Here is a 10,303-nt window from a genome sequence, read left to right as displayed (position 1 = left end):
GCACGTGCCTATCTCTTGCCGGAACGTCGAACGCGCTCCTATCCAAGAGTCGTCAAACAGCCCAGATCCAAGTTTCCAATGAAAAATGCCAGTCAGCTTAACTGACTGGCATTAGCCTGCGGGGCGCCTTCGGCTACCTGGTTTACGTCGGCGAAGTGGTGGCGCCGCTCCTGATCCTGGTCGGCGTGTTCACGCGCGCCGCCGCCGCGGTGGTCGCCATCAACATGGTGGTGGCCCTGCTGCTGGTCCATAGCGGCGAATTCTTCACCATGTCGAATACCGGAGGCTGGGCCCTCGAGCTGCAGGGCATGTACCTGGGCAGCGCGATTGCGCTCATCTTCCTGGGCGCAGGCCGCTACAGCCTGGGCGGGGTGGCGGGACGCTTCAACTGGGCTGCCGGCCGGCTCCGATCAGCGGACCAGCCCGGCGGCACGCGCCGCTTCGTCCAGCGTATCTGCGCCCAGCGCCATGTGCTGGATCGCGGCCAGTCCCCACTGCGCCGAAGCATTGGTGCTGATGCCGGACATCTCGTCGAGGGGGCGCAGCAGGGCCGGGCCGCCCAGGCGGCGCACCGTGTGGCGCTGGCTATCCTGCTTCAGCCAGTCCGAGGCGAAGAACTCGCGCCAGGCGCGCAGCGACAGGGCCTGGTCGCGCTCTTGATACGCAGCATAGGCCGTCATGCGCGAATTGGTGTCGCTCATGCCGCGTCCGCCGGGGTCGCGGCCCAGCAGCGCCTCGATGTCGGCCTTCGGCGCATTGTAGGTGCGGCAGTACTGCAGCCAGGCCTTGCGGTAGGCCGGCACGTCCACCAGGCTCAGGAGTTCGGAATTCAGCTCGACCACCCCGAACACGCCGTTCAGGTTGGAGAACGATGCCTTGTCGCCGGGGCCCTGGAAGCGGCCGGTGCGGTGGTCATAGGGCGCGCCGGCGGCGAACCACTGGTACTTGAGGGCGGCGATGCTCCGCATGCCATTGACGATCTTGTCGCGCCAGCGCAGGTCGCCGGTGCGTTCCCATTCCGCCAGCCAGGCCGCGATCAGCGAGCCCCAGACGGTGCCGAAGGAGGCCCCGATGAAGGCATCCGGGCGCGCGCCGGCCGTCTTGAGCTTGCGTGAGATGTCCACCTTGTGCAGGTCCTGGTCCGAATCGAGCAGTTCGCGCATCAGGTCGCCGACCCGCTCGTCCGCCGTCAGGAAGTAATAGATGCGGCGGTAGGCTGCGTTCGAGACGCGCGGCTGCTTCGACGAGTCCGACCAGTGCTGCACACCGTGGCGGGTGCCGAAGCCCTTGAACCGGCCCAGGTGGTAGACGTCCACCTCGCCGGTGTGGCGGGTCATGGCCTCGGCGTAGCGGAACAGGTCGGCGCGCCCGGTGCGCAGGTAGCTGTACCACAGCCAGAGGTCGGTCGAGAGCTCGGAGTTGTCCCAGGCGTAGCCGCCGATGTCGTAGCGCCACATGTGGCGGTCGCTGTCATAGGTGTGCATCACGTCGCCGTAGGACCAGAAACCGTACCAGCGGTGCTGCTCGGTCTCGCGCAGGTACTGGTCCAGCTGCAGGGCCAGGCGGTCTTCGATCAGCGCTCTAGCGGGGGTGCCGGCATCCACCGGGTCCCAGTCGCCGAACACGCCGCACTGGTGGATGCGCTGCGGGCCCAAGACCAGGCGCGCCGGGTTGGCGACCTGCTCGGCCATGGCCGACAGGGCCTCGTGCGACGGCGTTGCACCCAGCACCCACAGCTGCAGCTCCGAGGTGCGCGCCACGCCCACGGCCGAGTCCCAGCCGGCCTCGTAGTCTTCATAGGTGATGTTCAGGCCGGCGATCTGCTTCTCGTGGGTGTCCATGCCGTCTTCGGCCCGGTAGGAACGCATGTCCATGGCCGGCGCCATCGGTGACCACATCCAGGCCGTCACGTCCGCCATTCCGGTGTCGGCACGGCGCACGTCCAGTCCCGCCGGGGCGCGCTGCCAGAAATCCTTCAGGCCCAGCGCCACGCCGCCCGATGCGCCGCCCGCGTACAGCAGGCCCTTGCTGCGGGTGCCGGCGTTCACGTCGATCCAGGCGCGCCCCGGGCGCAGGCGTTTCTGCAGCGTGAAGCCGTCCGGCGACAGCTGTGCCAGCGAGAAGTCGCCCCATTCGGGGATCCATTGCAGCCCGTCCTGCACCGCTTTCGCCATGCCGGCTAGCGGCGGCAGCGCCATGCCGGCCACCTGGGCGTCGCGGTAGGCCTGGCCCGGATCGCGGCGCAGGCCGGTCACCGGCCGCACCGCCTCGCCCCAGACGCCGACGCCTTCACCCGAGAAGCGCACGTGGCGGTCGACCGTCTGATCGGTCATCGGCACCTGGGCCGTCACGCCGAGGCCGGCGATGAAATCCTTCTCCGGGTCGCCATCGAAGATAAAGGAATGCACGATGCGCACGCTGTCGGAACCGCTGTAGAAATACAGGCGCACCGAGAAGGGCAGCCAGTCGCGCGCGCCGTCGCTGTGCAAGCCGTCGAGCTTGACCACGGCGCGCACCGGGCCGGTCTGCTCGACCGTCAGTCTGGTGAGCTTGCTGGTGAAGGGCTGGCGCGACACGCTGCCCGTGGCTTCCAGCTGCGGACCGTCCTGGCGCAGGGCCACCAGTTTCATGTTCTGCATCGTGACCCGGCCGGCGCGCGTGGCGCTGCGCACCAGGAACTCGCCGCTGCGGGGGACGCTCCACGCCAGCTCGCCGGCCGTGATCAGCACGCCGTCCGCTTTTTCCTTGACCGCGACCGTGCCGCGCGCCGGCGCCCCGGCCCGCAGGTCATAGGCATCAAGCGCGGCGCCGCCGGCGACCGCATGGGCGGTCCACTTCAGCGAGCCGTCCGGCCAGTAGGCCAGCGGCCAGGACTGCATGGCCGGACCATGTCCGCCGAGCGTGAAGTCGAGGCGCTTGTTGGCGGGCAGGCGCAGGGTGCCGCGCGGCCAGGGCACGCCCAGGGTGCAGCCTTCGAAGCGGGCGGGCGACTTGCCGTCCAGCCAGCGCAGGGCGGTGCCGGAGACCGGGGCTGGCCTGGTCGTGGTATTTGCCGTGACGGCCCGAGACAGGCCGGGGACGGAAGCAAGGAAGGGCAGCGCGCTGGCCGAGCGCAGGAAATGCCTGCGCGAAGGGGTGTGTCGGGTCATGTCTGCGTGCCGGCCGCTGCGTGGCGCGCCGGTCCTGTAATGGGGTTAGCGGTAGTGGCGCGGCCGCCAGGCCTTTGACCGTGCGCCACTGATATATCAGTGTTCGTGAATGATGGTAGTAGAGAGTGTCAGCGCGGTCGATAGATTTCCGGCAATTAATCAACTTGATGAGTAATGGCGGAGTCTGCTTGTGCTTGAGGTTCAAGAACACTAATGTATTAGCTTGATGGTGCCCGCCAACATATTCCAATAAAGGAGACACGATGCATCTTGTTCCCCCGCGCCGCATTTCATCCCGTACCGCCATCGCCAGCGCCGTCGCGCTGCTGGCGGCGGCCACCGCGCTTCCCACCCACGCCCAGGACAGCGCCGCCCAGCCGGCGGAGGAACTGCAGGTCGTGACCGTCACCGCGCAGAAGCGGCCGCAGTTGATGCAGAACGTGCCGGTGGCTGTGAGCACGGTGGACGCCCGCGCCATCGAGAACCAGCAGATCGACGATTTCAGCGACCTGACCCGCGTGGCGCCGGCGCTGACCATCAACGAGAACCCGAACAACAACAATATCGCGTTGCGCGGCATCGGCACCTTCGCCTTCAGCATCGGCATCGAGTCGGCCGTCTCCGTGATCGTCGACGACGTGCCGGTGATCCAACAGCTGCAGGCATTCTCGAACCTGAGCGACATCGCCCGCGTGGAAGTGCTGCGCGGTCCGCAGGGCACCCTGTTCGGCAAGAACTCGTCGGCCGGCGTCATCAACATCGTCACCAAAGAATCGAGCGAAGAGCGCGAAGGGCATGTGCAGATGAGCCTGACCAGCGACGGCGAACGGCGGGTCGAGACCGGCATCTCCGGTCCCGTGAACGGGAAGCTTGGCTATCGCCTCAACGCCTATGCCGGCCAACGCCGGGGCGATATCGACAACCTGCTCAGCGGCGCCGAACTGAACGGCGAGCGCAGCAAGGGCCTGCGCCTGCGCCTGGACTTCAAGCCGTCGTCCAGCTTCGACGGCCGGCTGATCGCGGACTACAGCAAGCGCCGCACCGAAGGACCGGTCACCAGCTTCCGGGTGGTGCCGCCGGGCGCGCGCCAGCAGGGCGTGGCGCCGATCGAGCCGGGCCTGGCCGGCATCAGCCCGGGACCCGACAACCGCGACGTACGCGTCGACGATCCGGGATTCGCCGAGCACGACAACCGCAGCCTGAGCGCCACCCTGAACTGGAAGCTGGGCGGTCATACGCTGACCTCGGTCAGCACCTGGCAGGACTGGCAGTTCGATTTCCTCACCGACTTCGACGGCACCAGCCTCGACGTGCTGGGCGCGCTGACCAATGGCGCGCGGCACGGCGGCGTCGTCGCCGGCGGTCCCTACCGCTCGCGCATGTCGACCCAGGAACTGCGCCTGACCTCGAACGGCGACGGCGCCCTGAGCTATCTCGGCGGCCTGTATTACGCCGATTCGCGCACCGAGCGCAGCTACCTGCGCGGTCCGGTCCTGTCGGTGGCGAACTGGGAGGCGCGCGCCGGCAACCAGACCCTTGCCGCCTTCGGCCAGGGCGAATACCGCTTCACCCCGAGCACCCGCGTGAGCGCCGGCCTGCGCCTGAACCGCGAAACCATCGAGGTCGATTTCACCAACCGCGTGCCCGCCGTGCCGGTCAGCTTCAGCGGCCGCAGCCGCGACGATGCGGCCACCGGCAAGCTCGCCCTGCAGCACGACCTGGCCCGGGACGTGATGGTGTACGGCTCCTTCGCCACCGGCTACAAGGGCGCCGGCTATGACGTGTCGACCGGCTTCAATGCCGGCCGCGTGCGCCAGCCGGTGGCGCCCGAAACCTCCCGCGCCTGGGAACTGGGCCTGAAGAGCCGCTTCCTGCGCAATCGCCTGCAGCTCAACGCGACCGCCTTCCATACCGACTACGAAGACTTCCAGGCGCAGTCGCGCCGCATCGATCCGGTCAGCGGCGTCGGCGAGAACATCGTCAGCAACGTGGGCGAACTGCGTACCCGCGGCGTCGAGCTGGAAGTGCAGGGCAAGCCGGTCAATACCCTGCTGCTGGAAGGCTCGCTGGCCTGGGTCGATGCCCTCATCAAGAAGTTCCCGAACACGAACTGCTATCCGGGCCAGTCGGCCGCGGAAGGCTGCATCGCGATCGGTAACGGCGCCGTGCAGGACCTGTCCGGCAAGCGGCTCACGAATGCCCCGCGCATCAAGGCCAACCTGGGAGCGACCTACAATTTCCCGCTCGGCGAGACCGGCTACAGCGGCATCGCCAACCTGAACTACCAGTACCAGTCGCGGGTCAACTACGACCTGGCGGCCAATCCGCTGGTGGAGCAGGGCGGCTACAGCATCGTCAACGGCAGCCTCGCGTTCACGAACCCGGCCCAGAACGTGAAAATCACCTTTTACGTCAACAACCTGTTCGACAAGAGCTATGCCAGCTTCATCGGCGACAACTTCAACGTGTTCGGCCGCGTCCATGTCCTGACGCAGACGCTGCCGCGCAACGCGGACCGTTACTTCGGCGTGCGGGTCAAGTACATGTTCTGATCCGTTTCCTGTTGCGTCTCCTGTTTGACGCACGGACCTCGCGGTTCGTGCGTCTTTTTTTGATCAAGAACTTGAGCGCACGGTGGGCGGCTTGCCCGCTATACTGCGCACGTATACTAATATATCAGCGTCGTGTACAATCCCCACATGGCTGATGAACCGGTGCATCCAAGCAAATCCCACGGAAACCCATGAAAACACTCGTCGCAGCATTCTGGATATTCATCGGCGCGCTCGCCAGCCTGCCCGTCACGGCGCAAGACCTGCGGCCCGCCTTTCTCCTGACCGGCGCGCTGTCCCGCGACAGCCAGGACCTGTCGGGCCAGTGGACCTATTCCAAGGACCTGTACCGCACCGGCCTCACCGACATCAACGGCTGGGTGGCGAAATCGCGCATGCAGCGCTACCGCGACGTCGACGTCGCCGCCGTCGAAGCGAAGGGCGGGGTGGATTTCTTCGAGTTCGACCTCGACCGTGGCCCGATCATCAATGTGCCGGGCGCCTGGAATGCCGCGACGCCCGAGATGCGCTACTACGATGGCCTGGTCTGGTTCCAGCGCAAGTTCGGCGCCGGGGCCCTGGGCGGCAAGCGCGCCTTCCTGCGCTTCGAAGCCGTCAACTACCGCGCCTACGTCTACCTGAACGGCAAGGAAGTGGGGCGCCACGAGGGCGGCTTCACCCCCTTCGTCCTGGAAGTGACGGGGGCCCTGCGCGCCGGCGACAACCGCCTGGTGGTCGGCGTCGATTCGACCCACGACGCGCAATCGATCCCGACCTTCATCACCGACTGGGACCTGTACGGCGGCATCACCCGCCCGGTGCGGCTGATCACGACCCCGGCCACTTTCATCGACGACGCCATGATCCAGCTGCGTCCGGACGGCCGCATCGCCGGCGAAGTGCGCCTGCAGGGAGCGCAGGCCGCCAACCAGGCGGTGACGGTGGCGATCGGCGCGCTCGCCACTGCCCGCGCCGTCACCGACGCTAACGGCCGCGCCGTGTTCGAGGTGGCGCCCCCGAAAGGCCTGGAGCGCTGGTCGCCCGAGAAGCCGATGCTCTACGACGTGCGCTTCAGCACTTCCAGCGATACGGTGCAGGACGAAGTGCATGAGCGCGTCGGCTTCCGCACCATCGAGGTCAAAGGAAGCCAGATCCTCCTGAACGGCAAACCGGTCTGGCTGCGCGGCATTTCGCTGCATGAAGAAGAGCTCGGCCCCAACCCGGCGCGCAACATGACGGCGCCAAGCTCGCGCGCGCTGCTGCACGAGATCAAGCACGGCCTCGGCGCCAACTACGTGCGCCTGTCGCACTACCCCCATTCGGAGACCACAGTGCGCCTGGCCGACGAAATGGGCCTGCTGGTGTGGAGCGAAATCCCGGTCTACTGGACGGTCGACTGGGACAACCCGGCGGTGCTGCGCAAGGCGCTGGCGATGCAGGCCGAGACCATCTACCGTGACCGCAACCGCGCCTCGATGATCATGTGGAGCGTCGGTAACGAGACGCCGGTGGCGGACGCGCGCACGCGCTTCCATGCCGCGATGGCGGACAACGTGCGCCAGCTGGACCCGTCGCGCCTGGTAAGCGCGGCGCTGCTGGTCAAGCACGACGGCGACGCGCTGGCCATCGATGATCCGCTGGCCGGCAAGCTCGACGTGCTGGCCGTGAACACCTACGCCGGCTGGTACGGCCCCGACAAGCTCGACGCCGTCGCCAAGCTGAAATGGAAGGTGCCGGCCGACCGCCCGCTGATCCTGTCCGAATTCGGCGCCGACGCCCTCGCAGGCTATCGCAACGACGGCATGAAGAAATTCACCGAGGAGTACCAGGCCGAGTACTACCGCCAGACCCTGGCGATGGCCGAACAGATCCCGACCCTGCGCGGCATGTCGCCCTGGATCCTGAAGGACTTCCGCTCGCCGCGCCGCGAGCATCCGGTGTTCCAGAACGGCTGGAACCGCAAGGGCATCCTGTCCGAGACGGGCGTTCGCAAGCAGGCCTTCGGCGTGCTGGCCGACTACTACCGCACGAAATAAGCGAATCACCTACCTTTGGAGTCATCGATGAACACCCCCGTCTCAGGCGCCCCCGTCATCACCGCGATGCGGGTCGTCCCCGTCGCCGGCCAGGACAGCATGCTCATGAACCTGAGCGGCGCCCACGGTCCCTGGTTCACCCGCAACATCGTCGTCCTTACCGACAGCGCCGGCAATACCGGCCTGGGCGAAGTGCCGGGAGGCGAATCGATCCGCCAGACCCTCGAGGATGCGCGTCCCCTGATCATCGGCAAGTCGCTGGGCGACTATAACGCGGTGCTGAACGCCATGCGCACCACCTTCGCCAGCCGCGACGCGGGCGGGCGCGGCCTGCAGACCTTCGACCTGCGCACCACGATTCACGCCGTCACCGCGGTGGAATCAAGCTTCCTCGACCTGCTGGGCCAGTTCATGAACCTGCCGGTGGCGGCGCTGCTGGGCGAAGGCCAGCAGCGCGCCGCGGTGCCGATGCTGGGCTACCTGTTCTACATCGGCGACCGTGCCAGGACCAGCCTGGCCTACCGCGGCGAGCAGGATGCGGACGACGCATGGTTCAGGCTGCGCAATGAAGAGGCGATGAGCCCGGAGGCGGTGGTCGCGCTGGCCGAAGCGGCCCAGGCGCGCTACGGCTTCCAGGACTTCAAGCTCAAGGGCGGCGTGTTGGCGGGCGACGCCGAAATGGAAGCCGCCGTGGCCTTGCACGAGCGTTTCCCGGAGGCGCGCGTCACGCTCGACCCGAACGGCGCCTGGACGCTGGCGGAAGCGGTGCGCCTGTGCCGCGACAAGCACGGCGTGCTGGCCTATGCCGAAGATCCCTGCGGCGCCGAAAACGGTTTCTCCGGCCGCGAGGTCATGGCCGAGTTCCGCCGCGCCACCGGCCTGCCGACCGCCACCAACATGATTGCCACCGATTTCCGCCAGATGGCGCACTCGATCCAGTTGCAGTCGGTCGACATCCCACTGGCCGACCCGCATTTCTGGACCATGCAGGGCTCGGTGCGCGTGGCCCAGTTGTGCGAGATGTTCGGCCTGACCTGGGGCTCGCACTCGAACAACCACTTCGACATCTCGCTGGCCATGTTCACCCACGTCGGCGCCGCGGCGCCGGGCAAGGTGACGGCGATCGACACCCACTGGATCTGGCAGGACGGCCAGCGCTTGACGAAGGAGCCGCTGCGCATCGAAGGCGGCGAGGTGAGGGTGCCGGCCAGGCCGGGTCTGGGCATCGAGCTCGATCCGGATGCGCTGGAAGCGGCGCACCAGGCCTACAGGAACATGGGCCTGGGTGCGCGCGACGACGCCGCGGCGATGCAGTTCCTGATTCCGGACTGGAAGTTCGACAACAAGCGGCCGTGCATGCTGCGCTGACGGCCGCCTTTTTTATCGCGATAGCGGGTTGGACGGAATCGGGTGTTCCGACCGGAAGGGTAGCGCAGGCAGGCCGGCGCGGTTGACGAGGTTCGGCGTCGCCGCCTCGTGCCAGCCGAAGCGCACCAGTTTTGGATCCGCGACATTCGTGCTGCTCACCACGATTTCACCGCCCTCGATGCGCGCCTGCGCTGGATGGAACTTGCCATCGTTGCCAGCGATCTCGAACCAGTCCAACGGCTTGCCGTCGCGTGCCGCCAGTCCCTGGGCGTGGTCGAAGCTGACGACCGCGCGCCCATCCGCGAAGCGCAGCGCACGGTAGGTGGGGCCGAAAGGCTCGACGCCGGGCCGGCCATAGGTCTTGGCCAGCGCCAGGTTGGCCAGGCGCAGCCCGACGGTCTGCTTGTCGCGCGGGTGGATATCGCGCAGGTCGTCGGCAAGGTCGGTGGTGACGATCATCGCCGTACCAGGGATGCGTAGCGCGTCAGCCTGGGCTTCGCGCAGGCGCGGCAAGGATTCGGCACCGTGCAGCACCTGGTCGGCACGCACCACCGAATACAGGTGCGGCGCCAGCTGCACGTAGTAGAAGGGCAGCTCCAGCCCGAACGCGCGGCGCCAGCCGGCGATCATCGCTTCCATCTTCGCTGTATAGGCCGGGCCGTCGTCGGTGTGGAGGATGTTCGACTCGCCCTGGTACCAGAGCGCGCCCCTGAGCGCGAAGGGCGCCAGGCCGGCGATCATGCCGTTGTACAGCGAGGCCGGCCGGTCCTTGACCGCAGCGGGCAGATTCACAGGCCCGAGAAGATCCGGCGGCGTCCAGGATTCGATGCGGGTGCCGCCCCAGGTGGCGTCGATCAGGCCGACCGGCGTGCCCAGCTCCTGCCCCAGGCGGCGCCCGAAATGGTAGGCCGCGGCCGAGAACTGGCTGGCCACGATCGAGGCGGGGGAGGTGATCACCCAGGAACCCTCGACGTCGTCGGCCGGCCGCTCGGCCTTGGTCCTGGCCACCTTGAACAGGCGGATGTCGGGATGGTCGGCGGCGGCGATATGCTCCTCGGCGCCAAAGGTCGGACGCTGGCCCTTTTTTTGGTTCTTCGCGGGAAATGGGGGAAGACGGGATTGACGAACTGAGCGGGAGGTGGTGGCGGAGGTTTGATGTTGGTAGATTGATAGTCGCCAAACAAATCAGTCTGTCAAA

5 protein-coding genes are annotated in these 10,303 nt (G+C 67.2%); 3 read left to right on the top strand and 2 right to left on the bottom strand.

Translation table 11 applies throughout. From position 1 onward, the window contains the following. Positions 1–410: 410 nt before the first annotated feature. A complete protein-coding gene (locus tag AC56LK_RS25055) occupies positions 411–3,149 on the bottom strand; it encodes an exo-rhamnogalacturonan lyase family protein (protein WP_497187155.1) in 2,739 nt (912 codons plus the stop codon). 263 nt (positions 3,150–3,412) lie between these two features. Between AC56LK_RS25055 and AC56LK_RS25050 the strand changes: the two genes are divergently transcribed. The 3 genes from AC56LK_RS25050 (at position 3,413) to gudD (ending at position 9,105) form a co-directional block, all read left to right on the top strand. Beyond that, a complete protein-coding gene (locus AC56LK_RS25050) occupies positions 3,413–5,701 on the top strand; it encodes a TonB-dependent receptor (RefSeq protein ID WP_497187154.1) in 2,289 nt (762 codons plus the stop codon). A gap of 191 nt (positions 5,702–5,892) precedes the next feature. Further along, positions 5,893–7,737 (top strand): glycoside hydrolase family 2 protein, encoded by a 1,845-nt coding sequence (locus tag AC56LK_RS25045; RefSeq protein WP_497187153.1) that lies wholly within the window; start codon positions 5,893–5,895, stop codon positions 7,735–7,737. 27 nt (positions 7,738–7,764) lie between these two features. Beyond that, on the top strand, positions 7,765–9,105 hold the full coding sequence (gudD, locus tag AC56LK_RS25040; protein ID WP_497187152.1) for a glucarate dehydratase: 1,341 nt from the start codon (positions 7,765–7,767) through the stop codon (positions 9,103–9,105). A gap of 12 nt (positions 9,106–9,117) precedes the next feature. Here the strand turns inward: gudD and AC56LK_RS25035 are convergent, their stop codons facing one another. After that, positions 9,118–10,113, bottom strand: coding sequence for a sialate O-acetylesterase (locus tag AC56LK_RS25035; protein WP_497187151.1), 996 nt, complete (start codon positions 10,111–10,113; stop codon positions 9,118–9,120). Between the last annotated feature and the right edge of the window lie 190 nt (positions 10,114–10,303).

This window comes from Telluria sp. ZB4P36, assembly GCF_059685865.1.
This window is presented reverse-complemented; position numbering and strand designations above follow the sequence as displayed.

Coding starts and splice junctions, on each gene's coding strand:
- gudD (WP_497187152.1), top strand. CDS start 7,765: ATGAACACCCCCGTCTCAGGCGCCCCCGTCATCACCGCGATGCGGGTC.
- AC56LK_RS25045 (WP_497187153.1), top strand. CDS start 5,893: ATGAAAACACTCGTCGCAGCATTCTGGATATTCATCGGCGCGCTCGCC.
- AC56LK_RS25055 (WP_497187155.1), bottom strand. CDS start 3,149: ATGACCCGACACACCCCTTCGCGCAGGCATTTCCTGCGCTCGGCCAGC.
- AC56LK_RS25050 (WP_497187154.1), top strand. CDS start 3,413: ATGCATCTTGTTCCCCCGCGCCGCATTTCATCCCGTACCGCCATCGCC.